The sequence below is a fragment of the Pelagimonas sp. genome (genome assembly GCF_050633425.1).
Lineage (GTDB): Bacteria > Pseudomonadota > Alphaproteobacteria > Rhodobacterales > Rhodobacteraceae > Pelagimonas.
The window spans coordinates 56,224-82,957 of record NZ_JBOEGM010000024.1 but is presented as its reverse complement, the minus strand read 5'-3'; the positions used below and the strand labels follow the sequence as shown (position 1 = coordinate 82,957).

At 54.2% G+C, this 26,734-nt stretch carries 30 protein-coding genes and 1 tRNA gene; 13 read left to right on the top strand and 18 right to left on the bottom strand.

What is annotated here, in order from left to right:
• On the bottom strand, positions 1-823 hold an 823-nt coding region (locus tag ACRBB0_RS20420; protein ID WP_431376313.1), incomplete at its 3' end, for a sulfite exporter TauE/SafE family protein.
• A gap of 2 nt (positions 824-825) precedes the next feature.
• Positions 826-1,836 carry a tRNA dihydrouridine(20/20a) synthase DusA gene (gene dusA / locus ACRBB0_RS20415; RefSeq protein ID WP_431376309.1) on the bottom strand — a complete coding sequence of 337 codons (1,011 nt, stop codon included), beginning with the start codon at positions 1,834-1,836 and terminating at the stop codon, positions 826-828.
• 754 nt (positions 1,837-2,590) lie between these two features.
• On the opposite strand from dusA, the gene ACRBB0_RS20410 reads away from it, so the two are divergent.
• The gene (locus ACRBB0_RS20410; protein ID WP_431376308.1) at positions 2,591-2,749 is read left to right on the top strand and encodes a hypothetical protein; all 159 of its coding nucleotides are present in this window, start codon (positions 2,591-2,593) and stop codon (positions 2,747-2,749) included.
• Positions 2,750-2,904: 155 nt separating this feature from the next.
• On the opposite strand, the gene ACRBB0_RS20405 is transcribed toward ACRBB0_RS20410, so the two are convergent.
• Both ACRBB0_RS20405 and ACRBB0_RS20400 read right to left on the bottom strand, forming a co-directional pair.
• Positions 2,905-2,981 (bottom strand) — tRNA-His (locus tag ACRBB0_RS20405).
• A 69-nt stretch (positions 2,982-3,050) separates the two neighbouring features.
• A complete protein-coding gene (locus tag ACRBB0_RS20400; RefSeq protein ID WP_431376307.1) occupies positions 3,051-3,548 on the bottom strand; it encodes a GNAT family N-acetyltransferase in 498 nt (165 codons plus the stop codon).
• Between the two features lie 94 nt (positions 3,549-3,642).
• Between ACRBB0_RS20400 and ACRBB0_RS20395 the strand changes: the two genes are divergently transcribed.
• Complete coding sequence (locus tag ACRBB0_RS20395; RefSeq protein ID WP_431376306.1) at positions 3,643-3,831, top strand: DUF6324 family protein; 189 nt, start codon at positions 3,643-3,645, stop codon at positions 3,829-3,831.
• A gap of 201 nt (positions 3,832-4,032) precedes the next feature.
• Here ACRBB0_RS20395 and ACRBB0_RS20390 read toward each other — a convergent pair whose 3' ends face one another.
• Entirely contained in the window at positions 4,033-4,473 is a 441-nt protein-coding gene (locus ACRBB0_RS20390) for an MmcB family DNA repair protein (protein WP_431376312.1), read from the bottom strand.
• Between the two features lie 94 nt (positions 4,474-4,567).
• Positions 4,568-4,996 (bottom strand): hypothetical protein, encoded by a 429-nt coding sequence (locus ACRBB0_RS20385; protein ID WP_431376305.1) that lies wholly within the window; start codon positions 4,994-4,996, stop codon positions 4,568-4,570.
• 283 nt (positions 4,997-5,279) lie between these two features.
• On the opposite strand from ACRBB0_RS20385, the gene ACRBB0_RS20380 reads away from it, so the two are divergent.
• From ACRBB0_RS20380 to ACRBB0_RS20370, 3 genes are read left to right on the top strand one after another with little or no spacing between them, the layout of a single operon-like run.
• The gene (locus ACRBB0_RS20380; protein ID WP_431376304.1) at positions 5,280-5,732 is read left to right on the top strand and encodes a cupin domain-containing protein; all 453 of its coding nucleotides are present in this window, start codon (positions 5,280-5,282) and stop codon (positions 5,730-5,732) included.
• Positions 5,729-6,067 carry an ArsR/SmtB family transcription factor gene (locus tag ACRBB0_RS20375; protein ID WP_431376303.1) on the top strand — a complete coding sequence of 113 codons (339 nt, stop codon included), beginning with the start codon at positions 5,729-5,731 and terminating at the stop codon, positions 6,065-6,067. Before ACRBB0_RS20380 ends, ACRBB0_RS20375 begins: the two co-directional genes overlap by 4 nt.
• Positions 6,064-6,903 (top strand): SRPBCC family protein, encoded by an 840-nt coding sequence (locus ACRBB0_RS20370; protein ID WP_431376302.1) that lies wholly within the window; start codon positions 6,064-6,066, stop codon positions 6,901-6,903. Before ACRBB0_RS20375 ends, ACRBB0_RS20370 begins: the two co-directional genes overlap by 4 nt.
• 353 nt (positions 6,904-7,256) lie before the next feature.
• Here ACRBB0_RS20370 and ACRBB0_RS20365 read toward each other — a convergent pair whose 3' ends face one another.
• Entirely contained in the window at positions 7,257-7,577 is a 321-nt protein-coding gene (locus ACRBB0_RS20365) for a hypothetical protein (RefSeq protein WP_431376301.1), read from the bottom strand.
• A 291-nt stretch (positions 7,578-7,868) separates the two neighbouring features.
• Between ACRBB0_RS20365 and ACRBB0_RS20360 the strand changes: the two genes are divergently transcribed.
• A complete protein-coding gene (locus ACRBB0_RS20360; RefSeq protein ID WP_431376300.1) occupies positions 7,869-8,555 on the top strand; it encodes a DUF1353 domain-containing protein in 687 nt (228 codons plus the stop codon).
• 145 nt (positions 8,556-8,700) lie between these two features.
• On the opposite strand, the gene ACRBB0_RS20355 is transcribed toward ACRBB0_RS20360, so the two are convergent.
• The 4 genes from ACRBB0_RS20355 to ACRBB0_RS20340 form a co-directional block, all read right to left on the bottom strand.
• On the bottom strand, positions 8,701-8,994 hold the full coding sequence (locus ACRBB0_RS20355) for a hypothetical protein (protein WP_431376299.1): 294 nt from the start codon (positions 8,992-8,994) through the stop codon (positions 8,701-8,703).
• A 304-nt stretch (positions 8,995-9,298) separates the two neighbouring features.
• Positions 9,299-9,946: a TetR/AcrR family transcriptional regulator gene (locus ACRBB0_RS20350; RefSeq protein WP_431376298.1), complete on the bottom strand. Its 648-nt coding sequence runs from the start codon at positions 9,944-9,946 to the stop codon at positions 9,299-9,301.
• A gap of 258 nt (positions 9,947-10,204) precedes the next feature.
• Positions 10,205-11,224: an SMP-30/gluconolactonase/LRE family protein gene (locus tag ACRBB0_RS20345; protein ID WP_431376297.1), complete on the bottom strand. Its 1,020-nt coding sequence runs from the start codon at positions 11,222-11,224 to the stop codon at positions 10,205-10,207.
• Positions 11,221-12,378: an alpha/beta hydrolase family protein gene (locus ACRBB0_RS20340; protein ID WP_431376296.1), complete on the bottom strand. Its 1,158-nt coding sequence runs from the start codon at positions 12,376-12,378 to the stop codon at positions 11,221-11,223. Before ACRBB0_RS20340 ends, ACRBB0_RS20345 begins: the two co-directional genes overlap by 4 nt.
• A gap of 165 nt (positions 12,379-12,543) precedes the next feature.
• On the opposite strand from ACRBB0_RS20340, the gene ACRBB0_RS20335 reads away from it, so the two are divergent.
• From ACRBB0_RS20335 to ACRBB0_RS20325, 3 genes are read left to right on the top strand one after another with little or no spacing between them, the layout of a single operon-like run.
• Positions 12,544-13,482: an NAD-dependent epimerase/dehydratase family protein gene (locus ACRBB0_RS20335; protein ID WP_431376295.1), complete on the top strand. Its 939-nt coding sequence runs from the start codon at positions 12,544-12,546 to the stop codon at positions 13,480-13,482.
• The gene (locus ACRBB0_RS20330; RefSeq protein ID WP_431376294.1) at positions 13,479-14,441 is read left to right on the top strand and encodes a fumarylacetoacetate hydrolase family protein; all 963 of its coding nucleotides are present in this window, start codon (positions 13,479-13,481) and stop codon (positions 14,439-14,441) included. The genes ACRBB0_RS20335 and ACRBB0_RS20330 overlap by 4 nt, the downstream gene beginning before the upstream one ends.
• 49 nt (positions 14,442-14,490) lie before the next feature.
• The gene (locus ACRBB0_RS20325; protein ID WP_431376293.1) at positions 14,491-15,276 is read left to right on the top strand and encodes an SDR family NAD(P)-dependent oxidoreductase; all 786 of its coding nucleotides are present in this window, start codon (positions 14,491-14,493) and stop codon (positions 15,274-15,276) included.
• 59 nt (positions 15,277-15,335) lie between these two features.
• On the opposite strand, the gene ACRBB0_RS20320 is transcribed toward ACRBB0_RS20325, so the two are convergent.
• Positions 15,336-15,965, bottom strand: a complete 630-nt coding sequence (locus tag ACRBB0_RS20320) for a glutathione S-transferase family protein (protein ID WP_431376292.1) — start codon at positions 15,963-15,965, stop codon at positions 15,336-15,338.
• A 174-nt stretch (positions 15,966-16,139) separates the two neighbouring features.
• Between ACRBB0_RS20320 and ACRBB0_RS20315 the strand changes: the two genes are divergently transcribed.
• The 3 genes from ACRBB0_RS20315 to ACRBB0_RS20305 are packed head-to-tail and all read left to right on the top strand — an operon-like array spanning position 16,140 to position 17,968.
• Positions 16,140-16,799 carry a hypothetical protein gene (locus ACRBB0_RS20315; RefSeq protein ID WP_431376291.1) on the top strand — a complete coding sequence of 220 codons (660 nt, stop codon included), beginning with the start codon at positions 16,140-16,142 and terminating at the stop codon, positions 16,797-16,799.
• Positions 16,800-16,811: 12 nt separating this feature from the next.
• Positions 16,812-17,684 (top strand): hypothetical protein, encoded by an 873-nt coding sequence (locus ACRBB0_RS20310; protein ID WP_431376290.1) that lies wholly within the window; start codon positions 16,812-16,814, stop codon positions 17,682-17,684.
• Entirely contained in the window at positions 17,681-17,968 is a 288-nt protein-coding gene (locus ACRBB0_RS20305) for a hypothetical protein (RefSeq protein ID WP_431376289.1), read from the top strand. The genes ACRBB0_RS20310 and ACRBB0_RS20305 overlap by 4 nt, the downstream gene beginning before the upstream one ends.
• A gap of 188 nt (positions 17,969-18,156) precedes the next feature.
• On the opposite strand, the gene ACRBB0_RS20300 is transcribed toward ACRBB0_RS20305, so the two are convergent.
• The 4 genes from ACRBB0_RS20300 to ACRBB0_RS20285 form a co-directional block, all read right to left on the bottom strand.
• Positions 18,157-19,119, bottom strand: coding sequence for an ABC transporter substrate-binding protein (locus ACRBB0_RS20300; RefSeq protein ID WP_431376288.1), 963 nt, complete (start codon positions 19,117-19,119; stop codon positions 18,157-18,159).
• 60 nt (positions 19,120-19,179) lie between these two features.
• Positions 19,180-19,905, bottom strand: a complete 726-nt coding sequence (locus tag ACRBB0_RS20295; RefSeq protein WP_431376287.1) for an ABC transporter ATP-binding protein — start codon at positions 19,903-19,905, stop codon at positions 19,180-19,182.
• A gap of 72 nt (positions 19,906-19,977) precedes the next feature.
• A complete protein-coding gene (locus ACRBB0_RS20290; RefSeq protein WP_431376286.1) occupies positions 19,978-20,790 on the bottom strand; it encodes an ABC transporter permease in 813 nt (270 codons plus the stop codon).
• A gap of 2 nt (positions 20,791-20,792) precedes the next feature.
• Positions 20,793-21,563 (bottom strand): ABC transporter permease, encoded by a 771-nt coding sequence (locus tag ACRBB0_RS20285; protein WP_431376285.1) that lies wholly within the window; start codon positions 21,561-21,563, stop codon positions 20,793-20,795.
• Between the two features lie 860 nt (positions 21,564-22,423).
• Between ACRBB0_RS20285 and ACRBB0_RS20280 the strand changes: the two genes are divergently transcribed.
• Positions 22,424-22,993 (top strand): hypothetical protein, encoded by a 570-nt coding sequence (locus tag ACRBB0_RS20280; RefSeq protein ID WP_431376284.1) that lies wholly within the window; start codon positions 22,424-22,426, stop codon positions 22,991-22,993.
• Positions 22,994-23,494: 501 nt separating this feature from the next.
• On the opposite strand, the gene ACRBB0_RS20275 is transcribed toward ACRBB0_RS20280, so the two are convergent.
• Entirely contained in the window at positions 23,495-24,568 is a 1,074-nt protein-coding gene (locus ACRBB0_RS20275) for a Hint domain-containing protein (RefSeq protein ID WP_431376283.1), read from the bottom strand.
• Between the two features lie 725 nt (positions 24,569-25,293).
• Positions 25,294-26,727 carry a hypothetical protein gene (locus tag ACRBB0_RS20270; RefSeq protein ID WP_431376282.1) on the bottom strand — a complete coding sequence of 478 codons (1,434 nt, stop codon included), beginning with the start codon at positions 26,725-26,727 and terminating at the stop codon, positions 25,294-25,296.
• Between the last annotated feature and the right edge of the window lie 7 nt (positions 26,728-26,734).

Genomic DNA, 26,734 nt, shown 5'->3' with positions numbered 1-26,734 from the left:
CAGGCCACTTGGGGAATGTCGGCTGACGCAACATATTGGCACCGACAATTAAAAGGAATATGCCAAAAACACGTTTAAGGGATTTGGCGGGCAGCGAATGGGCCAATTTGGCTCCTATGGGCGCTGTGATCAATGTCATCGACACGGCAATAACAAAGGCTGGAATATTAACGGCACCGATGGTCAACGGCGGGGCATCGGGAACATTCAGAAACAAGAACCCAATAACCGAAGGAACAGCGATTAAAACGCCAAACCCTGCGGCCGTGGCCACTGCGCGGTGCATCGGAACCGAAAACAACGTCATCAAAGGCACGCCAAAACTGCCACCGCCGATGCCCATCAGAACGGACATGAACCCAACCGTCGGAGAGAGCCCCAAACGCACAGCTCCGGTCGGCATCGCCGCGCCTAAACGCCAGGAATCACGTCCAAAGGCCAAGTAAAGCCCGATAATCCCCGCCAAAACGCCAAAGATCACCTCAAGCGCATCTGATCTCAGCCCGGCCGCAACCGTAACGCCCAGTATCGCACCGATTACGATTCCCGGAGCCCAGCTTTTCAGGATCGCCCAATCAACTGCCCCTCGCTTATTATGCGCCTGTACAGAACGCAGGGATGTCAGAATGATTGTTCCAAGCGACGTTGCCAAGCAAACCTGCATCAACATGCTGCCATCAAAGCCAAGCCAGCTAAAGATGTAGAAAAACACCGGAACCAACACGATGCCACCGCCGACACCCAGCAGACCGGCCAGGATTCCAGCAAATGCCGATGACACCAAAAGTAAAATCAGCAACGGCAGTAAAATTGCAAAATCCATCGTCATACCAGCTGTGCCTCGTCCATCGCTTTTAGGGCGGCAAGGACCACTTCTGGGCCCGCACCGGTCTTGGTTGCCTCGGTCGACAAAACCTGTCGCCAACGCCGCGCACCGGGCTTGCCCGCAAACAGCCCCAACATGTGCCGGGTCACTTGATGCAAACGACCACCAGATTGCAAGTGCGCGTCGATATATGGCAACATTTCATGCGCTACCGCACGGGCGCTGGTCTGCGTATCGCCCCCAAAGAGCCGTATGTCCGCATCCCCCAGAATATCCCAAGGTTGATGGTAGGCAGACCGGCCGATCATGACACCGTCAAGCCCCCGCTCCAGAAGCGATTGCGCCGTATCGAGATCAGCAATGCCGCCGTTGATCGAAATGTGCATCTGCGGAAACGCCCGTTTCATCGCGAAGACCAGATCGTAATCAAGCGGCGGAATATCACGGTTTTCCTTGGGGCTCAGCCCTTGCAACCATGCTTTGCGCGCGTGGATGGTGACGCGGGTCACCCCGGCTTTGTTCAGATGTTCCAGAAAGTCAGGCAGCACGTCATGAGGGTTTTGATCGTCGACACCAATGCGGCATTTGACCGTGACCTCGGCCTCGACCGCCTCTTGCATCGCTGCGACACAATCCGCGACCAGCTTTGGGTGTTTCATCAAAACAGCGCCAAAGGTGCCCGATTGCACCCGATCCGATGGGCAGCCGCAATTCAGGTTGATCTCATCATACCCGGCCTGCGCCCCAAGCACAGCTGCTTTGGCGAGTTCCACAGGGTCTGATCCCCCAAGCTGCAAAGCAACTGGGTGTTCTTCGGGATTATAGTCAAGCAAATGCAACGCCCCGCCGCGCACCAAAGCGGGGGCGGTCACCATTTCGGTGTATAAAAGCGACTGGCCAGAGATCAGGCGGTGCATAAATCGGCAATGCCTATCCGTCCAGTCCATCATCGGAGCGACAGATAAGCGAGATGGATCGTAAGCTTCTGGTTTTATTGAATTTTTACTCATTTCGCTCCGCTTATCCTGTCTGACATTCTGTGTGATTGCCCCTTATTTTCACCTAATTTTGTGTTTGGTTTGCCTCAGAGACATACAAAAATGGCGAGCATTAGAAAACGGCCCCTCAAGAACCGCATGGTAAGTTACACCGCACAGATCACGCGCTGTGCCGCCACCTACCACGAGTCCCGCAAGTTCGGCAAACGCAAGACAGCGAAAGCTGATTTAGACGCTATCAAGGCAGGGCGCAGGCTTCAAAAGCGTAACAACAGACGCCGGAGGTCTGTTGTCGCTCGCGGAAATGGAGATGAACGCGCTGAACGAACCCATTCGCGTTTAAATCTTCGCGCAAGAGCTGAACCCGGAGTCCTGCGCCAGCTGCAAGTCCGACATGTTAGTCACCGGCACGACCTTGAAAACATCGTTTTCAGAAATGCGCTGCCTCCAGACGCCCATGCGGGCAAAGGCTTCCACTGCATTCGAAGTGCCCGCCCTAAGGCGAGTTCTGGCACCTGGCAATCCGTAAAGACACCCCACGGCGCGACAAGGTGCGCCTGATTGGTGCCAGCGTCGAACAGTTTTGAAAATCCAAGCGAAAAAGCCAAGACCAAGACAAGGCAACATCACTGCATTCTGATTTCTCAGAGGCGAACTGGGACAACAGCGACCCACTCTAAGCGCCATTTCTCAATAAACGAAAAGGCAGTTGTGCTTGCGGGACGGCGAAGCAGATACTTTGATCAAGGCAGAAACTTGAGGCTAGATGATCAAACGATACTTGAGCGATGAGCATTCAGCCAATTTCGAAGTGTCGCCAGCAACCGGCGACGGGTACAAAGAATTCTCACCATGCATCGGCGATGCAATGGGTAATGTGGCAATCGAATATCCCAATTTCGCAGCCCTGTCCTCTTTGCGCTAATAATAGTGGTAAAACTGCTCCAAGACATCGAGCGCGAATCCAAGGAAAACTGAAGTCGAGGGAACTCTGAGGGAACTCTGAGGAAACTCCGGGGCAACCGACACCAAACCCTGCCACAGGAAGTCGCTAAAAAACCAATAATGTCATGGGATTGATGGTACCACCTCCCCGGCTCGAACGGGGGACCTCCTGATCCACAATCAGGCGCTCTAACCTACTGAGCTAAGGCGGCACTGGCGGTCAGATACCTAGACAGCAAAGCGAATGCAATACCCAAACCGCGAGAAATTTCATATCATGGTTACGTTTCAAAATCGACATCTAGATCACAATGCCACGTCTGTTCGATCAGATTCACGCCAAAGCTATGCACCGGTTTTGAGCGAACCAACCGCCAGCCGTTACGGGCATAAAGCACGCAAGCCGCGCTGTGACTTTCGTGGGTCCAGAGCTGCATCCGTTTGTAACCGACCTCCTTCGCAAACCCCATGCACGCCATCAATAGCCGCTGCCCAAGGCCTTGCCCCCTTGCCTCAGCAACCAGATAAAACAACCGCAACTTCGCCGTTTCAGCATCCTGCTTGACACAAAAGATTGACCCGAGCCGCTCTTTGCCGCGCCATGCCACAAACGCCCGCTCACAAGCCGGATCGTGCCCGGTTTCAAAATCTTCCAAAATCTGCGCAACCAACACCGCGAATGTGGCATCAAACCCATCCGATTCTGCATAAGCAGCTGCATGTTCGCTCACAAGCCAATCCGCATCGCCAGCGCCCAAAGGTTTTAACTCAATCTCCATAGTTCAAACCTACTCAACCCGGCTTGCAACTCAAGCCTCTTGGCATTACCCCCTGAACCCCGCATTATGCCCCAAACAACATTGGACAAGAGCCATGGGTATCAACACCGAACGCGAGATCGAAGCCAACCTGCAAATCGGTCCGACCGATCAAGGAATGGTGCGCCTGTTTATCTATGCCGGTGACATGGAAATCCCGATGGATTTTGACCCCGAAGAGGCCGAGGAAATCATCGAAGAGCTAAAATCCGCCCTCGCCACGGCCCGTAAGGTGAGAAAGTAACAGCCCGGTCCACGCAAGCAAAACTTTTTATAAGTTTTGCAAATTCCGTCTACGGAATTTCGCCCGGCTCTTTGGCACATTACTAAAACATGGTGTTGCTGGCCTGCCGTGGTGCTGTGACCCTAAACGCAATTTTCCGGCTTGGCGCGCAGCTTGTGCTCACACCGCATCAAATCGGCCTTACACTGAGCCAAAACTAAATCATTCCATTCCAAGCAGGCCAGACAGTCGCGGATCGCGCAATCCTTGCAGCCGCCGTGCCGCATGAAAGGCAAACTTGCGCACCAACTTATTGCGCCGCGCCCCGGCTAGTTTATCCTCTGGCCCCATGCGCACAATCTCACCGTCATACCCGTCGGCAATGATCAGCCCGGTGCCCTCAGGTAGTAAGTCAACATCAAACTCCTGATCCACCGCCCAAAAATAGCGATCACACCAGTCCAAATAGCCCTGCCATTTGCCGTCACTCATAAAATCAGCCCGGCTGGACTTACACTCGACAACCCAAAGCTCCCCCTTGGGGCCAAGCGCCATCACATCCACCCGCAAACCGCGGTCGGGAACAAATTCCTCAATCGTTGCGAAGCCATGACTGGCCAAATGTCGTGCCACCCCGCGCGCCAATACCTGCCCGGGTTGCATGTTTTCAAAGTCAGATCCGCCTCGCATATCCATAGGCAAACACTATGAACATTAGGTGAACAAATGCAAGGTGTCTGGCTCAAAACCCCGCATCCTATGGTAAATCAAACAGGAACCATGGCGTATTACGTGCTTCGAACGCAAAGATGCGGCCCTGCCGCTTGGTCCAGCGGAAAGTATAGTGGTGTTCGAATATCAACGGTGCCTTTTGACCAAGCAGTGCCGTAAACCGCAGGCAATACGTGCGATTCTTTTCCGGCATCACCCTAACGGACTTGCTCTGGCGGAACTCAGAGACCTCAAGTTCACCTGCTCTGGCACAATCATCGGCGGGAACGCTGAAAACATAGGCCCCTTTGTCTCTTAAGAAATGGACCATTTCTTTGTGGCTCATGTCGTGGGCACGCCGTGCCGTCAATGATATTAGCGCGCGATCCGGCCCCAACCCGTGAAATATCGCCACACTGACGCCAGCCAGCCCCAAGACATACCACCTCCAATTGGGCCCTGTTTTTGCGCGCATAAATGTCTTCCCCCCCTTGTGCACAACCTCTGCCTCCCAAGGTTTAGGAGTAAGTCAGGTTTTCCTTACACCGTGAAACGTCCCCTAAAAAACGCCCGCAAACGCCTCAGGACGCCCCCGTTCCGGCGCGACCAAAACCGCGACCTCTCAACCCAAAGACCGGCAAGCTTTTGATTTAAAGCACATTTAATCGGCCACCAGACCTCCTTCGCAACCCCCTTGACAGGATACCAAAAGGTGTCTCATAAATTAGATACCAAACGGAATCCTTTAGGAGCCCCCAATGACCCGCCTCCCCTTGCTCACAGCAACATCCCTCGCCTTGCTGGTGCCCATCGCGCCCAAGGCCAATCCCGCGCCGAACATCACCCTGATCCCGGCCTCCGCGCTTGACTGGGCACAAACGCCCGAAGGCGTTGGGTTTGCACCCCTTCGTGGTGACCGCACAACCGAACCCTATTTCGCCATGGTCCGATTGCCCGCCGGCCTGAAAAGCCCCGCCCATACCAAATCAGCCGCCATGGTCGGCCTGATGGTGTCGGGTGAAATGACCCATGTCATCGCCGGCACCAATCCCGCCGACGCCCCACGCATCGGCCCCGGTGGTTACTACGAAATCCCCGCCAACTTGCCGCATGTCTCTTCCTGCGTCTCGCAATCACCCTGCGTGACCCTTCTCTACCAGGACGGCGCGTTTGATTTCCTGCCGGTTGACGCCGCAGCGGTGACGCAATGAGCGCCCTGCCCAGCACCGATCTGCAACCCGCCTTTCGCGCCCTAGCAGACCCAACCCGCCGCGACATCCTGCGCCGTCTCTCTGCGCGGGAAATGACCTTGGCCGAGATCACAGCCCATTGCGACATGACCCGCGCCGCCGTCAAAAAGCACCTTGTCGTGCTCCAGGATGGTGATCTGATCCAGATGCGCCGCTCGGGGCGTGAAACTCTGTCATCGCTCAACCCGGATGCACTCAAGCCCGTGGTTAACTGGCTGAATTACTTCGAAACCTTCTGGGACGATCGCCTATCCGCCCTGCATGACACTCTCTCTGAGTTGGAGACCAAAGAATGACCCTGACCATCCGCAAAACCGTCTTTCTCCCCGCCGCACCTGCCACCGTTTGGGCGCATCTGACCAAGGCCGACCTGATGGGCAAATGGTTCCATCCCGCCGCCGATGATCTGCGCGAAGGCGAACCCTACGCCTTGCTCTCGGCCGCCGATGGCGAACGCATGTGTTGGGGCACCGTCGAAAAGGCCACCCCCAACGAACATATGCGCTGGAGCTTCACCGTTGGCCCGATGCAAGGCATGATGTCCACCGTCGACTGGCGCCTCGCCCCGGCCCCCGGAGGCACCGAATTGACCCTCGAACACTCCGGCCTGCCCGAAAATGGCGAAGGCTATGGCCTTGTCCTTGCGCTCGACAAAGGCTGGCACGGCTTTCTTGGCAATTTCCACGCCATGGGCGACGATTATACCGCCACCATCCGCACCCCGGCCACGCCAGAAGCCACGAAAAATGCCATCTTCGACGAGATGCACATCTGGTGGTCCACACGGGTTGAAAAAACCGACACCGGGGCCACCATCCACTTCGGCAATTCCCATGTCACCTTGGATTTCTCACTGCGCGATGGCACCCATGTTTGGACCTGCTCCGACGCCCATATGATCATCGAAGACGTTGCCGACACCACTGAATGGCAAGGCACCTCGCTGATCTGGCAAATCTTGCCCGATGGCGATGGCAGCCGCGTCACCCTATCCCATCTCGGCCTCACTCCGGCGTTAGACTGTCACGATGTTTGCACCCGTGGGTGGCAGCACTTCTTTGAAAGTTCGCTCCTGGCGCATCTTTCTGGCCAAACCGCGACACCCGAAGACAAGCAGCCCTTGTCGGCGTGATCCCCCTACCCTATGTCAGGGGTCGACGGGTTCTGCTCTTCACGTATCACGGGTACATTCCAGTGGCCTTAAGCAAACCTTCGGGAGCTGGCTCTGTCTTAGCCCTGGCTTAGTTACCTGGCGCCCACCTGTACATACAGGTCCCCGGGAATGCACTGCCCGCACGGTTGCTGCGGTCCCCGTCACTTCCACCGCAATTCGTTCTGTTGAATTGCGGTGCCGTGGCAGGGGTATTTCATCTTCTGTACAACATCCTCCATGTGGTCGCCGCCCGTTCACACCACTGAACGAACAAAACAAAAACCGGCCCCTTTCGGAACCGGCGCAACTCCCATTATCAGTTTGGTGTTGGCCTATTTGCGCCCGAGCGGATCAACTGCCTTGCCTGCAGCAACCCGCACCCGCGCCCGCGCTCCGTTCAGACGTGGCGCACGCCGTCCTCCGGTCGGGCCATCGCTCCCCAACCGCATAATCACAATCGCAAACTGCACGCCCGCAAAGACAATCCCGTTAAACACCCAAAGCATGACAACCGCGACCCAGCCCATATCCGATGCGCCAATCAACGCCCCAAGATTGGCCACATTCGCCCAAAGCAACATGCCTACAAAAAGCGCCGACAGGCCAAAGCCCGTGATCACCTGCCGAATATATAGCTTCACCAATCCCGGCATCGCATCACCCCTAGATATTCCACATTTAGAATGTCTCAAACCCCAACCAATGCAACCCCCATCAGCTCTGCAATCACACCAAAGTCGGAAAGCGCAGATAGCGGAGTTTGCAAATTCTAGGTCTGGGTCACTTGTCTCCATCGAGACGGCCCATACCGGACACCGAGCGTGCTGTTGGATGCTGCATCGCAGCTTCCCAATAGCGGCCATTTCCCATAAGCAAAGCTGGAATCTCATCCTAACGTGAAGTAGCGTAGACTTTTCAATGAATAATCTGCGAGCGGATTTCCAGTGAAGAGATTGATACTCCTTTTTGTGATCTTGTTGGCACTTGCGGGTTGGACACTGTCGCGAACGGGCTTGCTAGCTTGGCTGAATGTAGACGCTGAATGGGGATACTTTACTGATCGCCCATTGGTTGAACTCCTCGAAGCCGATAGGAGAATGGCCTTACTGCGGGATGTCACTTATGTGGATCCCGGCGGAACTAGCTGGACCACCCCGGCTGGATACAAAACCGATGGAGCAAGCATACCGCAGGTTTTTTGGAGCTTCGTAGGCGGCCCATTTACTGGCCCATATAGAGACGCAGCCATCATCCACGACTGGTATGTGGAAACCATGGAAAGAACTTCAGAGGACACTCATCGAGTGTTCTACTACGCTAACCGAGCGTCAGGCCTTTCTGAGTTTGAAGCCAAGCGTCTCTACCTGGCCGTTTTGGTTGGCGGACGGAAATGGGGCGGGGGGAACTCAAGCTGCTATGCACAGTGTCATACAATCCCTGATACTTATTCTGTTATTGGTCGTGAGCTTGTGCTCACTCCGAATGTGTCCGAAAAAGACGCAGCAGCCGCCATGTCATGGCTTGAGGCATCTGATAGGTCCTTTGAAGACCTCGAAGAATACGTAGCGACAAAGTTTCCTAGCAGCCTCTTCGGACACGAAGGGCTCCAAATCGAACAACCGAGTCAGTAGAAACTGACATTACAAATACTTAAGTTTGCCTCCCGGCCCTCTGCGGCCATTCACCAGACTAGCCATTGCTGCGTCGCAGCTTCCCAGTACCGGTCCTTCTCGGCATCCGCATCACCGCTGTCTTGGCCAGTAATGTTTTCCCAGTTTAAGTATCGTGCCAGTCTCGGATGGAGCGGCAGAGATCGCTCATAGCCATCCCGGTGCGCATTCCACTACTCAGAACTGGAACGTTTTCGGTGAACATCGGCTCATTTTCACCGTCTGCAACAAAGTGGAGCATACCTGTTTTGTTATCTTTGTCCTTGATGAAGGTCCAAACGCCGAGATACTCACCATCGCGCGTCAGTACGTCACCGCGCTCGACATCGCTGTCAAAACCAATGAGATTGATAGGGTATGTGAGTTCCATGACCGCAAGACACAGTGCCGCAAAGAACATGCAAGCCTCAGCGACCTAACCTAGGCACCTTCGCGATCACTTGCGGCCCGCAGGAGACATTCTCCCATCCTCGGCGATGTTGCTATGCGGCTCGCCTTCTGGACGTTCGCAACTATTGCAAAACCTTGAGATAAACGACCTGACGGTCTACGGAATCTTGCTGCCATCTTTTCCTTCAGTGAGGCTTGGATTATGCAGATTCTGATTGCTTCCAACATGTTTCCTATTTGTCATGTGATGCGATTAATTTCACTGTGACATGCTCGGAACTAAGCGTAGGCCCATGAAAGGGTTGGTACAGCGGTTACCTATTAGCAGGTAATTTGTCGAAGCCCGCCGACACAAAATCAAGCAAACTATCATAGGATGCCTCTAAATCCGCTGCGCTGGCACGACTATCTGTCAACCTATCGAGCCGCTTTTGCCGTGAAACAGTCACCAACATCAGTTGGACCGTCATAAGGAACGCCCGCTCCAAGCGTTCGGCATCAGTGTTGGGGCAACTTTGACGCAGCGCTGCGATGAATTCGCGAGCGACCTCATCAAAATACTGGCTCACCAAATCAAGCCAACGTTCATCCTCGCCCAAGCGCGGTAGCACGCGCAAATAAGCTGCCCAACCGTCATCGCTTTCGGTTTTGATTTGCTCGAAAATGGGGCTCATAAAAGCGTCAAGGATGTCGCGTGGTGCCGACGGCGTCGCAAGATCGGCCAGCCGTGCGCGGCGTAGTTTGCACAGCACATCTGCACGCCGCGCCACCACGGCTTCAAACAAACGGTCTTTTGTGCCGAAGTGATAGGACGCCAGCGCCAGCGTCACACCGGCAGATTCTGTGATGTCGCGTAGAGAAACCGCATCAAAGCCACGTGCGCCAAAAAGCGCTTCGGCGGCATCCAGAATCTTTTGCTTGGTTCGATTGCCGTTTGCGCGCTTGGTGCCTTTTTCGGTCATGCGTAGGTATCTCCGACAGTTTGTCTTTAATGAATACGGGCGATGGACCGTCGCCATTCTTACAAGTGACGTATCGCTATTCGGTTGAGTGTATAAATAAACGGCGGGGGGAAAAAGGGAAAACATGGTCGCTTTGATTACGGCGCTGGGGCCTTTAGCCGCGCAGGCACGCAGTTGTGCCCATTACACCAAAGCCACTCGCAAAAGGGCCCCCAAATGGCGGCCCTTGTTTTGTGACCAACACATGTGGCGATAGACCTACCAATAAATCAGCGGCTGGCCGGCTGTTGGGCTTTGGAAATATGGGATATTCGTGCCCCGCAGACTGCCCAAATAGATCGTGCGCAAATCCGGCCCACCAAAGGTCAATGACGCCATCCAAGGGCACACACTTCCACCGCAAGCCCCCATCAGTTCGGGCGTTAATCGGCGCTCTTCCCAAGCTTTGTCCAGCTTGGCCAGTGCCTTTGGGTCGCCGCCAGCATCGAGAATGGTAAGCAAATCGCCCTCTGGCGTGATCGCAACCAAACGGTCGGCCATCACCAGCGTCGTCCACAAATTACCGTAAGCATCAAAGGCAATCCCGTCATTAAATCCGCCAAGATCACTTGGGCCGTAAATCTCACGATCCGTCAGCGTATCGCCATCGACGCGAAAACGCGTAACGTTGCGGCTGGTCGTTTCGGCAACGTAAAGCCACTCTTCTTTTGGGTCAAAACGCAGCTCGTTGGTGCCGCACAGATTGTCCGCGACTATGCGCGCGCCACGCTCGTCGATCAAAGCGATGTAACCGTCGCGCGAATGGCTCGTCACATGATCTGTCCAAGGGTTCATCGTGGTCGTGACCGTCAGCCAGAGCCGACCTTTGCTGTCGCGTGTGACAAAATTTGCTTTCCCGAAAGGTTTGCCGTCAACGTTGTCGATGATCACCGAGGTCTCGCCCGTCCGCGTCATCCGTTCGACCCGATCTGTGCCAAAGTTCGCAATCAAAAAGTCGCCATTTGCATCGAACGTCAGCCCGTTGGGCAGGCTGCCCTTGGTGTTGACAAGGCGGTCTTCGAACGAGGTGGCAGTGTTCATTTTCTGCCCTTTTTGCAAGATCAACTCTTGCGTCCCGTCTGGATTGATCCGCATCACGCCACCACGCCCATCCGCAGACCACAAGGTGCCATCACGTTCGGCCAGAATGCATTCAGGGCGTTCCAGGTCTTGGCCAACAAAGAACAGATCGGCAGGGTCAATTTGAAACCCGATGAGAGGGTTGTTCGCTTTGCTCATGCTGTCATCTCCTCAAATGTTTCGGCCATCCAATCGGCCAACATATCGCGCATGAAGGTGCCGTTGTCGGCACCGCAATGTTCCACTTCGAAATGTTCCGGGCCGGTCACAAAGTAATCCACCTTGGCTGCGTTCACCGCTTGGTCACGCGACTGTTCGGCATATTCCACCGGTATCTGGCGATCCCCCCCGCCATGCATGATGAAGAACGGGCAGGTCATGTTGGCGATCACTGGCGTCAGGTCCATGTTGGGCGCCCAGTCCATGAAATCTTCCACCGTATCTTTGCCAAAGACCCACATCACGTGGTCCCAATAATGCGGCACAGGATTATCACCTTCGCGGTGACGACGACGTTCTTGCATCTCGCCCCAATTGTGGTTGGCCCCCATCACACAACACAGCTTGAAACGTGTGTCCATCGAGGCGATACGCGGCGCGAAATACCCGCCCAACGACAGACCAAACATGCCGATGCGATCATGATCAACGTCATCGCGGGTCAGCAGATAGTCATATGCAGCCGATCCCCAAGCTTCGGCATCATAGCGCCCCGCAAGCCCGAGATTGCGCAAGGCTTCGCCTGTGCCCGGCTGGTCGATGACCAAGGTCGAGATGCCGCGAATGCGGTTCGCCTCAGGGTTGCCCGCACCGAAAATCTGCTCTTTCATACTGTCGAGCCCGTTGCATGACACCACACAAGGTGCCGGGCCATCGACGCCCTCTGCCGCCACAAACAGCGCCGTAAAGAACGTGCCTTCGTAGGGAATTTTGACGAATTCCACGTTCAAGCCCTGTAATTCCACACCCCTTTTGAAATAGGCCAATCCGTCGTTATAGGCTTTGCGCCGCGGCGCGTAGTCACGCGCCTGCATCCGTTCTGCGGTCAAAAGATAGTTGGCAGCCCGTTGATACTTTGTGCCTGCCGAAAGCCTGCGTCCTTTGGCCAAATCCGCATCGGCAGAGGCCAAAACTTTGCCCGCCATGTCAATCCAGCTGTCAAAGTAGAGCGCGGTCCCAGCATCTTCGCCAGCTTTCGCGGCCTCAAAGATCGGGGCACATGCGGCGGTGACTTCGCCGATATTGCCGCCGCACATCAGGTTCAGGTTGGTGCCCAAATTCCAGATATAATTCCCTGCGAATGGTTCCCACATTATGTGTCTCCTTAATGTTCTGTCTGCCCCAGACGGCCACTTTGATCTTTGACATCACCCTGTCCACAAACGCTGCCTGTCCCAAGAAGCGGAAGCTCTTGCCGATTGCGGTATATTCCATTACTAGTTGGTCGATCAACCAAATAAATAACAAATGGAAATAGAATGAAAGTTACAGTTGTCGGAGCTGGTGGATTTGTTGGCGCGCAAGTGGCAAATATCTTGCAGAAAATTGAAGCAATTGACCAAATCGCTCTGGTTGATCGCGCGCCTTTCCCAGAGACGACTGATGATGGCACCGGGAAAATCGCAGCCTATGTCGGAGATTTTTCCGACACTGCGATTCGAGATGCAGCCTGCGATAACGCCGATGCGGTTATTTTCCTCGCGGCCATTTTGGGTGGGGCCGCTGAGCAGAACTACACCTTGGCGCGGCGCGTGAACGTCGATGCCACACTGGATCTGATCGAACATTTGCGCGACACCGCCCCCGCCACGCGGTTTGTTTTTGCCTCAACTATCGCAACGTATTCCAAGCCCCTGCCCGACCCCGTCACAGACATCACGCCCCTTGGCCCCACAATGGTTTACGGCGCGCAAAAGCTGATGATGGAAGTGGCCTTGTCGAACTTTGCCGCGAAGGGCTGGCTTGATGCAGTGTCACTCCGTCCCTCTGGTGTGATGGCCCGCGACGGAGCAGATGCCGCCCTAAAAACGGCCTTTATGTCGCGATTGTTCTGGTGTGTGAAACGGGGCGAGGACATCACCCTTCCCGTTGCACAAGACAGCCGCTCATGGCTCGCCTCGGTGGGAAATGTCGCTGAAAACTTTGTGCATGGGGCTTTGCTGCCTGAAATCGGACCGACGCGGGCCTTCACGCTCCCAGCCCTCGCACTCACCTTTGAAGAGTTGGTGAACGCGCTCAAACGCCGTTTCCCCGACAGCCCCTCGAAAGTCACCTTTGCGCCCGATCCAGAGACCGTGGCGCTCTTTGGCAGCTACCCGCGCCTGATCACTGAAACCGCTGATCGCCTCGGGTTCACCCGCGATGCGGATGCTGATGCGCTTGTTCAAAATTCCATGATATCGGAGACCTCACGATGAGATTTGCCACCATGCCAAACGGCACCCCCGACGGCCGCCTGCACCTTGTCAGCCGCGACAACAGCCGCTGCACCCCATGCCAAACGGTCGCAACCTTGCAAGAAGCGCTGGATGCTTGGGATGGTCTGCAGGGCGATCTGCAACGCGAATATGATGCGCTGAATGCAGGCGGCGGTGTGCCGTTTGATGGCACAACAGCGCTGGCACCATTGCCGCGCGCTTGGCAGTGGCTGGATGGGTCGGTTTATGAAAGCCATGGCGAATTGCTCCAAGCGGTGTTCGGCCTTGAGCCGTTGGAGAAAACCGGGCGGCCTTTGATGTATCAAGGCCTTTCTGATCGTTTTCAAGCGCCCTGCGAAGAAACAAAACTGCCCAGCGAAGACGATGGCATCGATTTTGAAGGCGAGTTCGGCGTGATCTGCAAAGCCACGCCCATGGGCACCAAAGCCCGCGCAAAAGATCGCATCGCGCTCGTGGTGCAGATCAATGACTGGTCGCTGCGTAAACTTGGTCCGATTGAAATGAAGACAGGGTTTGGTTGGATTCAGGCCAAGCCCATTTGTTCAATGGCCCCTGTTGCTGTCACCCCAGATGAACTGGGCGAAGCTTGGCGCGATGCGCGGGTCGATCTGCCGCTGAACGTCTCGTGGAATGGCGAAAAGTTTGGCACACCAAACGGATATGAAATGGCGTTTGGCTTTGACGATCTTGTGGCTCACGCAGCGTATTCGCGCGATTTGCCTGCGGGCACTGTGATCGGTTCGGGCACCGTCTCCAACACAAATTTTCGCGAAGTCGGGTCCGCCTGTATCGCCGAACGTCGCGGGATCGAAGCACTGGATGAGGGCGAGGCAAAGACGCCGTTTATGTCCTTTGGTGACAACGTGCGTATGGAATGCGTGGCCGCTGATGGCAGTCCTGTCTTTGGCGCGATTGCACAGAAGGTGGTCAAGGCCTAGGGCCCGACATCATTGATCACACACCCAAATTTGAAAGGGAAAACCCGTGATGAACGACAGCAGCACTGTGAACAGTCTGAACGAACTTTTTGCGCTCAATGGTAAACGTGCTCTGGTAACAGGCGGCACATCGGGGATTGGCCTCGCAATTGTTCAGGCGCTTGCGGGCGCAGGAGCACAGGTGATGACATGCTCTGACCGTGCCGACGATGTGGCGGGTTTTTCCTGCGTTGGCGCACGCGCGATCCATCACAAATTGAGTGATCGTGCGGCTGCTGAAGCACTCGTGGCCACGACTGAAATCGAGCTGGACGGTTCGGTGGATATTTTGGTCTCGAATGCCGGCATCGAAGGTCCCGTTGGACTGACAGGAGCAGCCAATGAAGACGCGTACAAGCGTGTTTTCGATATCAATCTGCATTCGGGCTATTGGCTGGCCTCCGCCTGCAAAGGTGCAATGGCAGCGCATGGGGGTGGCTCAATCATCCTCATGTCCAGCCTCTCTGCCATGCGCGGCAATGCAATGATCGGCCCCTATGCAATGTCGAAAGCCGCACTCGCGCAGATGGCGCGCAACCTTGCCGTTGAGCTTGGCCCAAGTGGCATTCGTGCCAATGCCATTGCACCTGGGCTTATCGAAACACCTTTTGCTAAAGCCCTGATGGGAAATACAGAATTTATGGAGCGTAGATTGCAAGCCACCCCGCTGCGCCGCGTCGGTCAACCACATGAGGTTGCAGCGGCGGTGTTGTTTTTGGCCTCCGCTGGCGGGGCCTTTATGACCGGGCAAACGCTTGTGATTGATGGCGGGACTCTGGTGACTGACGGTAGTTAGCGGCATGGCGGGCACTCGATTTAGCAGCGCCCGCCAATTGGCCAATGGTTTGGCGCACTTTACGTACGACCGCGCAAGGCTTCAAAACGAGACAACGCGCTGGCAAACGCAGGGCGCTTTGACACACGGTCCAGACAGGCGTCCAAATTTTCGGGCAGATCAATACCAACTTCACGAACCATGCGCAGTAGATAGAACAATGCGGCATCAGCGATGGTGAAATCGCCCAATAGATAGGGTTTGTCGCCCAGTGTGTCGCTTAGGGTTGCCACACCTTTTTTGACTTCATTGCGGCCAAACGCTCGCAGCGTTTTTTGAGCGGTTTTGTCATCGGGCAAGAACTTCATTGGCATGATCACGAACGTAATTCCGCGCATGTGAACCGAGCCGACAATGTATTCCAGCGACTCAAGCGCACGAGTTTCTTGCTCCAACGTACTGCCGATGAGCCTTGCTTCTGGATAGGTCTTGGCTAGCCAAAATGCGATGGCTGGAAACTCCGTCAACACGGTTCCGTCATCGCGCAGCAGCGCAGGTACTTTGCCTTTCGGATTGAGAGATTTATAGGCATCCGATTTTTGGGCAAACGATGCCAGATCGACCACCTCAAGCTCATAAGACGCGCCTGTTTCCTCAAGAAGCGCATGAATTCCGATAGAGCAAGACCCCGGAAAATCAAATAATTTCATATATGTACCTCTCCTTCGTAGATTGATCAGAAATTTGATTGGTCGTTCGTACAAATAAGGTTTACTTGGCATTGGTCAATGCTTATGGTGTCGAAAGTAAGATTTCACTTGACGATTGTACGCGGACTTTGGTCGACGAACTGAAGCTCAAAGCGTATCAAAGAAAGGACTCCCATGACGACCAAAACGCTTGAAGACTTGCAAAGCGCCTTGCTTGAACAGGCTGTTATCAACGATCCATTATCGGGGGAAATTTCTGCCGCCGCCTTTAAGGATGGCTCAATGTTGTGGCCCGGCGATAACTGGGCGCGCGTCGAGCATTTCCAAACGACTAAGGCCGATGGTCGGAGCGTCGTTGAGGTGCGCTGCTACAAAGACGCGACCACTGATGAATTCTTGCCCGTCAGCTTCGTGTTTGATCCGATCGCGCCGACAGGCCCGACCGCCTATGTCTATTCAGATCACCACCTCGTCGAAGATCGTGCGCGGATCCTTGAACCCGTGCCCGGCCTTCACCCGTGGCGCGACGAAAACGATATGCTGTTCAGCTACTTCAAGGTGCTTGGTGAGAACAAGATCGACGGCATCTTGGCCCACTTCGCGGAAGACAGCTATTTCATGCACTCAAACGGCGGCATCCACCTTGGCTATGACGCGTTGCGTGCGGATTTCGAGAAAATGCTAGAAGGTGGTGGCATTCGGATTGACTACTGTCGCCTCACTGATGACGGCGTCACTTGTGTGGTCGAGGCCTATATGCCCTCAGGACGTCCGGCGATTGCGATCTATGAGCGCGGTGAATCTGTTTTGAAAGCCGTACGCATTTATCTTTGATAGGACAGTCAAATGGCAAAACTTGTTGCACTGATTGCGGCCCCACACGATCCCACCCTCCCCATTGCCGCGCGTCTTGAACCCTTGGGCAAGGCCCATCCTGGCGCCGTGGCGGGCTTGGAGCATTTTGCTGCTTTGCGCGAAATGCTCACGGACGCACGACCTGATGTTCTTGTCAGTATAGGCAGCGATCATTTCGGGCAGTGGTTCATGAACAACATGCCGCAATTCATGGTCGGCAAAGCCACGCGATTGATCGGCCCTATGAAAGACGAACAGGACGCGTGGGGGCTTGAGCCTGTGGATCTTCCGATCCACGGCGACCTCGCGCGGCACATTTTGCGCGCAGGGTTGAACGAGGGCGTTGATTTTTCATTTTCGGACGAATTCATTGCCGATCATTCCTTCACCATCCCGCTGAACTTCCTGCGGCCTGAACACGATCTGCCTGTCGTGCCGCTGTTTATCAACCTGCTGGCACCACCGGTGCCACCGGGGTGGCGCTATGCCGAAGTGGGCAAGGTCGTGCGCAAGGTGATTGGCGATTGGGATAGTGACCTGCGCGTTGCGATCATCGGCACGGGGCACATGTCAAATGCTGTGGGCAGTCCTCGGATGATGGAGACCACTGCAGAGGCGGATTGGGATCACGAGATGTGGGAACTGGTCAAGGCCGGCGACATGGAAGAAATCACCAAACGCAGCACATGGGACCAGCTCTATGCCCACGGCAACGGAACGCCGGGATTTCTAGGCAACGTCATGGCGCTTGGTGCCGCGGGTGGGGCCAAACCCAGTTTTGCCGAACTTCTGGCAAATGAAGCCCAGCCTGCTGTTGCGTTTTTGGGGTGGACGGAAGCGGACTTGGAAGGAGGTGCCTCATGACACGATATGCTGTCGATAAAGTGCTTTGGAAAGTGGCGAAAGATCCTGAATTTGGCGTTGCTTATTTCAAAGACCCTGCAGCAAGCATTGAGGGATTTGAGCTGGATAAGATCGAACACGATGCCTTGGTGGAACAAAACATTCGATCCCTGTTTGAATTGGGGGCGCATCCGTTTTTGCTCTACTCTTACGCCATCACACAGAACGGCGGCTGGAACCCTCAACTCATGCAAGACTATGTTGCCAAGCTCAAAGGTCTGACGTTGGGCGATATCGAAACCTGACAAAGACAGAGCTGGTGGTGCAACGCTCGTGATTGGGATGTTTCGCCGCCAAAAGCGCCTCAACGCATAGAAAGCCGCGCCAATTGAGGCGCGGCTTTTGCATGTCTGGCCGACCGCAAAGCTAGCCCAAATAACGCAGACACAAAAAAGGGGGCCGAAGCCCCCAATCTCTTGTTCTTTTAGTGCCGTTACTTTGTCGGCGCACCGGACCAGATGTATTCGCTAGGCTCTGGAACGCGCGGCAAGAAACCGAATTTAATCATGTCTTCGTTCTGCAGGTTCCATTCGGATACACCGAATTCGCCCACGAAGGGCGCGATGTCACGTGTCTCGATGAAGGACGCAGGCATTTTGGTTTTCTCAGCATCAATCCGACGGATGTCGTCGGGGTTTGCATTGCCGTATTCATAGGCGAGCAACATCGCTTCGTTAAATTTCACAATAATATCAGCGTTTTCTTGTGCCCACATTTTGTTGGCGGCGAACAAAACCGCTGGCGAGCGGTGCAGATTTTCAAACACCTCTGGGAAAACAGTCATCCCGCTTTGAACACCCAAGTTGTAAAACAGGCCGGCTGGAACACCCGCATCCACAGCACCGGATTCAATCGCTGACAAAACGCCAGGGAACGGCAAGTTCACCAACTCGACATCATCTGCCGTCATGCCGAATTTTTCCAACTCAAGCAAAAGTGCGAGCCCCTGAGGACTGGTGATACCCGGCAGGCCGATCTTTTTGCCGCGCAGGTCTTCGATGTTTTTGATACCGCCGTCGGCAGGTGCCAAAAGGCCCATGGTCGGCAATGTGCCCTGCTCTTGTGTGTTCAGCGTCGCCACAACCGGCAAGCCGTTGGCAACACCAGCCACAAGAGGCACAGCGCCCGTCATTGCCAGATCAGATGTGCCAGACATCAACTCGGCCAGCGCACCATCCGGCGATGCACCGACGTGGATGTCCAATTTGATCCCGCGCTCGGCGAAGTAGCCTTGCTCCTCGGCAATGAACAGCCCTTGGAACGTGCCCACGGGCGAGCGGTTGATTTTTAGCGTCGTCATCTCGTCGGCTTTTGCGGCGGTGAGCAGCGAGGTCGTCATCGAAGTTGCAAGAAGCGCGGCCTTCATTCCGCGGATGGTCATTGACGTAAAGCCCATTGGTTGGTTCCTCCCATTTGATGAGCAACCGGATCTGTTGATCCAGCTTTTGACAGCGTCCTATCGCATTATTTCTTTCAGGACGCGGTTTCGATATTCCACAAAGAGTGGATCCGATTTTGTCGTGATCTGGTCGCGGTCGTTGCCCAGATCAACATCAACAATATCAATGACAGTGGCCGGTTTTCCCGACAAAACCACAACACGATCAGCAAGATAAACCGCCTCATCGATATCGTGGGTCACAACGATGACGCTAATATTCAGCCGCTTGCGCAGATCAAGCACGAGGTCCTCAAGCCCAAGCCGCGTTTGCGCATCAAGCGCACCAAACGGCTCGTCCATCAGCAAAATATGAGCATCATAAGCCAGCGCACGCGCGATCGCGACGCGCTGCTGCATGCCGCCGGACAATTCCCACGGATAGCTGTGCGCGGCGTCGCCAAGACCTACATCTTCGAGACATTTCTGAGCAATCTTGTTGCGCTCGGCTTTGCCCATACCTTTGCCACGCAGTGGGAAGGCGACATTTTCGAGGGTGCGCATCCATGGCATCAACGAGCCACGGTAATCTTGAAACACCAAACCGATGTCGGGAATGGGACCGTCGAGCACATCATCGCCCACACGCACTTCGCCCGCGCTGAGGTCAATCAGTCCTGACAAACTGCGCAGTAATGTGGTCTTGCCGACCCCCGAAGGACCAACAATGCAGATGAATTCGCCCGGAGCAACCGTCACATTGATATCGTTCAAAACATGGACCGAGCCGTAACTTTTGCTCAAGCCCGATATTTCCATCTGTCTGGGGCTGGAAGGGCTGCGAGTCGTAAGCGTCATGTGTTCTTGATCCATCATTTAAGTTCCGGAAGATGTGGTTTGGGGCGCAGTGGTTCTGGCTTCCTGAAAGTACCAAGACAGTAACCAAGCCTCGATTTTCAAAAACAGCGCCGACAGCACGTAGCCCAAAATGCCCACCAAAAGCGTGCCTGCCCATGTTTCAACCATCGCAAAATGCTGTTTGCTTTCGCTGATGAAGAATCCAATGCCCTGACTGGCTCCAAAGAATTCACTGACCACCATCAAGACCAACGCCACCGAAACCGCCACACGGATGCCGGCCATGATCTGTGGCAGCGCAGCCATGAACAACACGCGCCAAAACAACAGTGGCAAAGGGATGCTGAAGGCACGCGAGGTTTCAATCATCTGCTGTGGGACACCGCGCACGCCGTCGATTGTATTGAGCAGGATCGGCCAGAAACAGGCCAACCCGATGATAAAGATTTTCGGTGCAGCGCCCGTTCCCATCGCCACGATCACGATCGGCACGATGGCGGCAATCGGAATAGAGCGAAAGAAGTTCAACAAAGGGCTTGTCGCCTGCCGCAGTGTTTTGAAGTACCCAACGATCAGACCCAGGATGACACCAAACACCATCGCGTAGGCCAAACCAACGGTCATATTCGTCAAACTAAACGCCAGGTGTTTCAGCAACAGACCTGAGGCCAGATCGCGCAACAGCGCCGCGACGATCTTGCTTAACGGTGGGAAATAGAAGGATGTCGATCCCGCAGAGGCCACCCACCAGATAACGATCAACCCGACGGGCAACCACCATTGTTCGGCTTGTGCTTTGATAGTTTTCTTGAGTGAGAAATTTTTAGCCATGTTTAATCCGCCGTAGACCGATGGTGCCAGCCCAAGATCCGTCCTTCGAACCAATCCCAAAGCGCTGTTAGAAAGACCCCAAGAAGGCCCGCGTAAATCGTGTATGCAAAGGCAATATCGACTTCGTTATAAGTGCGCGCAAAATTCACCTGTGAACCAAGACCTGTGATTTGAATGATCACTTCCGTGCCCACCGTGACCAAAATCGAGATCGAGATCGCGATGCGAATGCCGGTGGCGATAAACGGCGCTGAGGCAGGTAAGATTACGTGGAAAAAACGCAGCAGGAATGGGATGCGATAGCTTTGAACGGTGTCGACAATCGTTGGTTCTAAACGGCGCGCGCCGTACACAGTTTGCAGAAGGATCGGAAAGAAACAGGCGATGGATGTAATCGTGATCTTCATCGTCGAATTCGCACCGATCACCAGCACGAATATCGGCATCAGTGCGACAACTGGGAATGAGCGACCAAAATCCAAAAGTTTGCGCGTGGCGCGCTCAACGCTGGGGAACATCCCGATCAGCACGCCCAGCGGTACGGCAACAACTGTTGCCAGCAACACTCCGGCCAAGGAATCAAACAGCGTCGCCCAAAGCGCGGGAAAAAACTCAGGCCGAGACAGCACATTTATAAGGGCCGCAGCCACGTTTTCGATACGTGGCACGATCGCTGGATTAAGCAGGCCCGCAGCGCCGATCAGCGCCCATGCAACAAATAGCGCTGCGATAACAGACACTTGAGTCGCATAAATCTTGCCCGTTGATTGCATTACAAGTTCCCCTCCACCCGCTGTTTATTTGATCGACCGACCAAATAATAAAATCGGTATAAAGATTGGACTTCTTGCTTGTCAAGACGGTGTATCTACAAATTCTTTGATGGAGGACTTGCTGGCGGGCCCTGAGGCAACCACATTGCCAGTGTTTTGGCCGCGCTGCGTGATGTAATTGCAGAATTCATGGCTGCCCAGGTCACCATTGGTGCTCTAACCCTATGGTTCAGCACACCCTAAATTGACTTCAGAATGGTAGTTACTATGCCCCACACGAGCGATTGCAGTAAAATTTGCTGCCACATTTAGTCGAGTGCAAGAAAAACGAAGCATGCGGTGGATGCATGGTGACACTGCGCCATTTGTCAAAGCAACAATCCTATAATCGGAGCAGTTTTTCGTCAGAGCAGATACATCTGTGAAGACGAAATCGTGGTGTGGCCATTCGGAAGTCGTCTCCCTCATCGCGTCCTTGATACAGCTTTTTCATCTGATATTTCATATAGATTTGAATGTCAGCGAAGCGCAGGAAGTGGGCTTTACAAAGTCGAGGGTCGAGAAGTCGGCGACCGGAAAGGACGGCCCACACCCGCCGTTGGCCAGAGGTCCAAGCGCTGCATTGCAGCTTCCCCGAAGCAGCCGTTCGACACATCATGCAGCGTTTTTGTTGGCCAGAGGTCTGTAATGCGGGACTTAGTTGCCGTTCGCTGCGCCTGCGCCAAGGTCGGCTTCCAGACTTGGAGCTTACTCGGTGTCAATCGGGCGGCTCTTCACGTTGACAAGTGCGCGCATCCCTTGTGAGTATTAGGGCTCAAAGCACCTATGCGTTTTCATCTCTTAGAAAGTTGCTTACCAAAATGCCTTGGCTCCCGTTTTATTGCTATCCCAACGATATTTCATTTCTGCATACGCTTCTCGGTGATGACTTGGTGTTTATCGTGCCTGGTGAACAACGGAGTTGGAGCACATCTAAAAATTTCGTCCCAGCAGATGGTTCCACGACAGCGCTCTGGCATACAGCCGCAGGTCAATTGCATATTGACGGGAAGAACATCGCGGAACCGAGTGACACAATGGAAATCGCGGCAGATACACTGATTGCAGATCCCTCGCATGGTCCAACTAGCAGCACCAAACCAGTTGTTCCATACTTTGGAGAAGACTCGGGTATCTTTTGGCTTGATTTGCGATTCACCGGCAGAGAGCCGGGAAGCACTTGCGGTGTGTCATCCTTTGGATGGAGTGGCGACAGATATCCCTATGGTGCACCGCGTGCGACAAAGAACCGATGGGCAAAGCTGCGCAGGAATATTGCTAAGCTGGCCCAAAAAGTCCCGCTCGGTGGATTGGAGAGTGGATCACCCGCGCACATGTGGGCTTTCCCAAATGCTGCGAAGAACGCCAAAATCGCCGATATCAATCCGTAACAGCAAGCAATGCGAAGTCAATCCATGACCGCTTGAGGGGTTACTCTCTCTGAGGATTTTTGCGGGATATACTCGGTAGGCAGCTGGTGCCAGAAAGCCTCAAGCGGTCATTGGTACATGTCGCAGCATCAGGCAATCTGGGCTCACAGCTGCCTTGCGGCGGTGCCGCAGCACGTCTGCAGCGAAATCACCGGTGATCCCGGTTGCCCAAAGACTGCAGGCAGCCTATTTTGTTGAAAAAACCAGTGTTTGACCAATAGCTTGCGTATCAGAGGAATCCTGTCCCGTCGACGGGCCGTTCTGAGAACGTTGTTTGCCAGTGGCGCGCTCATAAAACAGTTGTTCCAAATTGTGGCCGCGATTTTTCGGAAGGTGAGTTTTTCAACAGAATATGCCCAAAGGGGATATAGGACTTGCGCGCAGCAATCAGCCAACAACCGCTAACAATCCATTTTGCTTTTTACTACGTTACAGACGACGGGCCGCTTTGGAAAGTGTGTCTTATGCATTCGTTGCCAGTCGATCGCGCTTGGTGCGACGTTGACTCTTGCTCAGGTGGTCCTTGACCTGTCCAACCGATAGGCATCGCCGCGCCAGAGGACCGTTCATTGCCGAGACAAAGGATGCGTCCGGGTAAACGTTGCGTAAGTAATGAAGACGCCGATTTGAAATAGTTCGCAATACCATCGGGCCCAGGTAAAGCGATTCCGACAAGCAACCGTTCGAGCGCACAACTTCGTGGTTGCTACATGCAAAATGAAACCAGCACATTGATTTCTTCCCGCGCATGAACCGAATTCCAGGCAATGATGTAAGAGATTTTGCCGGTACAAAAACCTCGGATTTGAAGCAGCCTTCCAGTTGGCCCGCTGCGCCAACAAGAATGCGATGCTGGGATGAGACGATTAGATCGTCAAAGGGCCGTTGGGGCCCAAGCGCGCCCGCTTGAATCAGAACCGGATAGTTGTTGTCTTCCACATACTCCAGCGGGTCGATGCCTTCCCAAATAAAGTGAATAGTTTGGGAGCCCCTGTCCGCTGTCCAAATCTGATCGCCTTCTCGCAAGTCTTCAACACGGCGCAATCCAAGTGGTGTTTCAATGAAGGTGCCAGGAGAGTAACAGGCCGGGATTGATCCTTCGTTAGAACTGGATTGTGCGTAGTACGAAGAGCCGCCGTCATCAGATTGTAGACTCTGATCACCGAACCCGGCGTTGGTGCTTGATGTTCCGCTCGCCGGGCCTTCGGTGGCGTTGACTGTATTGCCTTCCCAAGACATGAACTGAAGGACTGTGCCGCTGTCGTCTACCAAGGCAATGGCATCGTCTGGATAGAAGGTGCCAGTAGGATCGCCTCCAGAGTCAAACCCGGGAGTCGACTGATTCACGACGTAGACATCCTGACCACCAAATGTTCCCGTGTAGGATCCCAGTGAAACAGTGTTGTAGACCGTTCCATCTGCCTGATAGAAAGCAAGAGTATAGCTGGAAACATCAGTGCCCGCAGGAACTGCGATCTCGACAAATTCCTGATCTGAAGTGCCAAAGTAGTCCAGTTCAGAAATATAGCCGGGCATGCACTGATCCTTTCTTCCAAAGGAACAATCAGCATGTTCGTGTTAGGGAAAGGTGAAATCCAGCGTCATTGTTAGGTAAGAAAAACCTAAATTTATATGGAAGCCGTGATCCAGTGTTGGCCGATGGTACACATTATAGGGCAGCATCGAAAGCCTGCTTGGTCCAGCACGGTCTCCAAGGAACGCCGGACTTTGCAAAGCTCACTAACTGCGCTTCGCCGATCTTGGCGCGGAGCGCAGCATGTGGGTTTTGGTCAGCTAGGGTTTGAAGGGCTGCTTTTGCCGGTCTGGCCCGATGCCTTCGCAGACGCGGCTAAAGGCAGCTGTCCGCCCTTTGTGTAAAAAACTAATGTTTGCGCGTGCATAACTTGGCGATTGAGATGGAGCGCGAGCGTCTTTGTTTTGGGCTTTGTCCGGTTGCTGCGGTGCAAGCTGCCGCCACAAAACATCGGATACCACAAACCGCTGTCCGTCCATTCAGACCTCCATTTTGGAATTCTGAATCAGAAATCAGCGAAAATGGGAAACCTTATTGTCCACAGGCCCTAGTCTCGTTTGTTGTTGAGTGATTAATGCCAAACTGATTAGCATCAGTTTGAGTGATGGCAGCTAGACGACAAAACGCAACCATGGATATTGCCTTGGCATATTTCAAGCCAGCCAAAAGGGCAGTGCTTCTATCACGGCACCGCCCTCGGTTTGCCAACCTCAGCCTCTCTAAATGATCACCCGGGAGCAAATTCCTCCGAGAACCCAAGAACTGATGCAATTTCACGTTCAAAATGCGCCAGTTTCCGAACTTTGTAAACTTCAACCATTTCGGCACCGGTCGTCTCGGCAATGCGATGCGCGTCCTTGGGGATCAGATCTTTCAAGTGAATTGCGCTCCGCACCGGAAAGTAAGAAATCCCCAATTGCCGCTTTTTCGTGCTCAGATAGTACGCGTTCTGCTCAAGCCGCTTATTGGTCCCATTCTTGGGCACCAGAAGATAGGTTTTGCGCCCGCTGCGAATGATCAGCGTATCTAGAACTTCCTTCACAGTCTTGGCCCGAGCTTTTTGTTCCTTGGTCGGCGGCAGAACATCCGTAGGGCCTTCAAACGGCAACCGTCCATTCATCGCGCGGGTGATCCCCAGGAAAATACAGATCATCTCGATCATCAGACTAAAGGCCCAGAATGGGGCATAAGTAGCAGTAGGTTCTGCCCCTAGGATCGCTCCAATTTTTTGTGGCTCGGCCAAAATAGCATTGGCCGCATCTTTCAAGGCCGACAGGTTTTCCTTGGCGACATAGGTAATGTCCACCACAGGCAATTTGTCAGCGACCAATTGGCCCGTATCGGGCGTGGGAAGCGCCGCGAGGATCTGATCTAACTGCTGTACGGCTTCAGCGTCACTACAAAACACCGTCTTGCCATTGATCACGAATCCCGCGCCGGCGAAACTCGCCCGCTCAGTGGTTGCCCAAGACTTGATTTCACGAAAAGAATCGTCTCTTGTCAATGCGTTAGCCTTACTGAACATTCCACCCAATTTGGAGTTGTCAAGGCCAATCCGGGCATAGGCGCGCAGGTCATCCACTTGGGTCAGCAGATCTTTGGTGCTGGTGCGACGGGTGTTGGCTTCAAGGGATTGGCGCTTGCGCAATTCGCACATCGACCCGCAAGTTGCCCCAAGGTTGACGCCATCGCAGGACTTGCCGGTTTCTGTTTCCAGACGAGCTTCGCGGTTAGCAAAATCCGCGTAATCCCCAAGCAAGTCCATTGTGGTCAACGCGCTTGTTGTCACGTCTCTCACCGGGGCCAAGGTCCTTTCAATGATTCGTGTCTCAATCTCGGTCTCGATGGCGTTTCGATTGATCAAAAGAGCATTGGTCGAAGAGGCCAGCGTTCCACTCAACACTGTCCCGCTCAGCGAAAACAAAAGCATGAAAGTGCCGGCGATCAGGTTGCCACGGCCGGTCTTGCGAGCGGCTTCAGGCCAGGTCACACCGATGATGGTCTGAATAAAGGCGCTTAGCCCCAACGCTGCACCCAGGCGCAACTCTTGTCCCCAATCAACCGGCATATAGTTTTGCAACGCGTAACCCGTGGTCCCAAAGGACCACGTCATCGCGAACCAGTACAGGGTGTCGGTCTTGTTCTGAATGGGAAGTTTCATCACTTTT

Bases quoted from the DNA above. Each gene is read 5' to 3' on its own strand.
- dusA (WP_431376309.1), bottom strand. From the start codon at position 1,836: ATGAGTAAAAATTCAATAAAACCAGAAGCTTACGATCCATCTCGCTTA.
- ACRBB0_RS20410 (WP_431376308.1), top strand. From the start codon at position 2,591: ATGATCAAACGATACTTGAGCGATGAGCATTCAGCCAATTTCGAAGTG.
- ACRBB0_RS20400 (WP_431376307.1), bottom strand. From the start codon at position 3,548: ATGGAGATTGAGTTAAAACCTTTGGGCGCTGGCGATGCGGATTGGCTT.
- ACRBB0_RS20395 (WP_431376306.1), top strand. From the start codon at position 3,643: ATGGGTATCAACACCGAACGCGAGATCGAAGCCAACCTGCAAATCGGT.
- ACRBB0_RS20390 (WP_431376312.1), bottom strand. From the start codon at position 4,473: ATGCAACCCGGGCAGGTATTGGCGCGCGGGGTGGCACGACATTTGGCC.
- ACRBB0_RS20385 (WP_431376305.1), bottom strand. From the start codon at position 4,996: ATGCGCGCAAAAACAGGGCCCAATTGGAGGTGGTATGTCTTGGGGCTG.
- ACRBB0_RS20380 (WP_431376304.1), top strand. From the start codon at position 5,280: ATGACCCGCCTCCCCTTGCTCACAGCAACATCCCTCGCCTTGCTGGTG.
- ACRBB0_RS20375 (WP_431376303.1), top strand. From the start codon at position 5,729: ATGAGCGCCCTGCCCAGCACCGATCTGCAACCCGCCTTTCGCGCCCTA.
- ACRBB0_RS20370 (WP_431376302.1), top strand. From the start codon at position 6,064: ATGACCCTGACCATCCGCAAAACCGTCTTTCTCCCCGCCGCACCTGCC.
- ACRBB0_RS20365 (WP_431376301.1), bottom strand. From the start codon at position 7,577: ATGCCGGGATTGGTGAAGCTATATATTCGGCAGGTGATCACGGGCTTT.
- ACRBB0_RS20355 (WP_431376299.1), bottom strand. From the start codon at position 8,994: ATGTTCTTTGCGGCACTGTGTCTTGCGGTCATGGAACTCACATACCCT.
- ACRBB0_RS20350 (WP_431376298.1), bottom strand. From the start codon at position 9,946: ATGACCGAAAAAGGCACCAAGCGCGCAAACGGCAATCGAACCAAGCAA.
- ACRBB0_RS20345 (WP_431376297.1), bottom strand. From the start codon at position 11,224: ATGAGCAAAGCGAACAACCCTCTCATCGGGTTTCAAATTGACCCTGCC.
- ACRBB0_RS20340 (WP_431376296.1), bottom strand. From the start codon at position 12,378: ATGTGGGAACCATTCGCAGGGAATTATATCTGGAATTTGGGCACCAAC.
- ACRBB0_RS20335 (WP_431376295.1), top strand. From the start codon at position 12,544: ATGAAAGTTACAGTTGTCGGAGCTGGTGGATTTGTTGGCGCGCAAGTG.
- ACRBB0_RS20330 (WP_431376294.1), top strand. From the start codon at position 13,479: ATGAGATTTGCCACCATGCCAAACGGCACCCCCGACGGCCGCCTGCAC.
- ACRBB0_RS20325 (WP_431376293.1), top strand. From the start codon at position 14,491: ATGAACGACAGCAGCACTGTGAACAGTCTGAACGAACTTTTTGCGCTC.
- ACRBB0_RS20320 (WP_431376292.1), bottom strand. From the start codon at position 15,965: ATGAAATTATTTGATTTTCCGGGGTCTTGCTCTATCGGAATTCATGCG.
- ACRBB0_RS20315 (WP_431376291.1), top strand. From the start codon at position 16,140: ATGACGACCAAAACGCTTGAAGACTTGCAAAGCGCCTTGCTTGAACAG.
- ACRBB0_RS20310 (WP_431376290.1), top strand. From the start codon at position 16,812: ATGGCAAAACTTGTTGCACTGATTGCGGCCCCACACGATCCCACCCTC.
- ACRBB0_RS20305 (WP_431376289.1), top strand. From the start codon at position 17,681: ATGACACGATATGCTGTCGATAAAGTGCTTTGGAAAGTGGCGAAAGAT.
- ACRBB0_RS20300 (WP_431376288.1), bottom strand. From the start codon at position 19,119: ATGGGCTTTACGTCAATGACCATCCGCGGAATGAAGGCCGCGCTTCTT.
- ACRBB0_RS20290 (WP_431376286.1), bottom strand. From the start codon at position 20,790: ATGGCTAAAAATTTCTCACTCAAGAAAACTATCAAAGCACAAGCCGAA.
- ACRBB0_RS20285 (WP_431376285.1), bottom strand. From the start codon at position 21,563: ATGCAATCAACGGGCAAGATTTATGCGACTCAAGTGTCTGTTATCGCA.
- ACRBB0_RS20280 (WP_431376284.1), top strand. From the start codon at position 22,424: ATGCCTTGGCTCCCGTTTTATTGCTATCCCAACGATATTTCATTTCTG.
- ACRBB0_RS20275 (WP_431376283.1), bottom strand. From the start codon at position 24,568: ATGCCCGGCTATATTTCTGAACTGGACTACTTTGGCACTTCAGATCAG.
- ACRBB0_RS20270 (WP_431376282.1), bottom strand. From the start codon at position 26,727: ATGAAACTTCCCATTCAGAACAAGACCGACACCCTGTACTGGTTCGCG.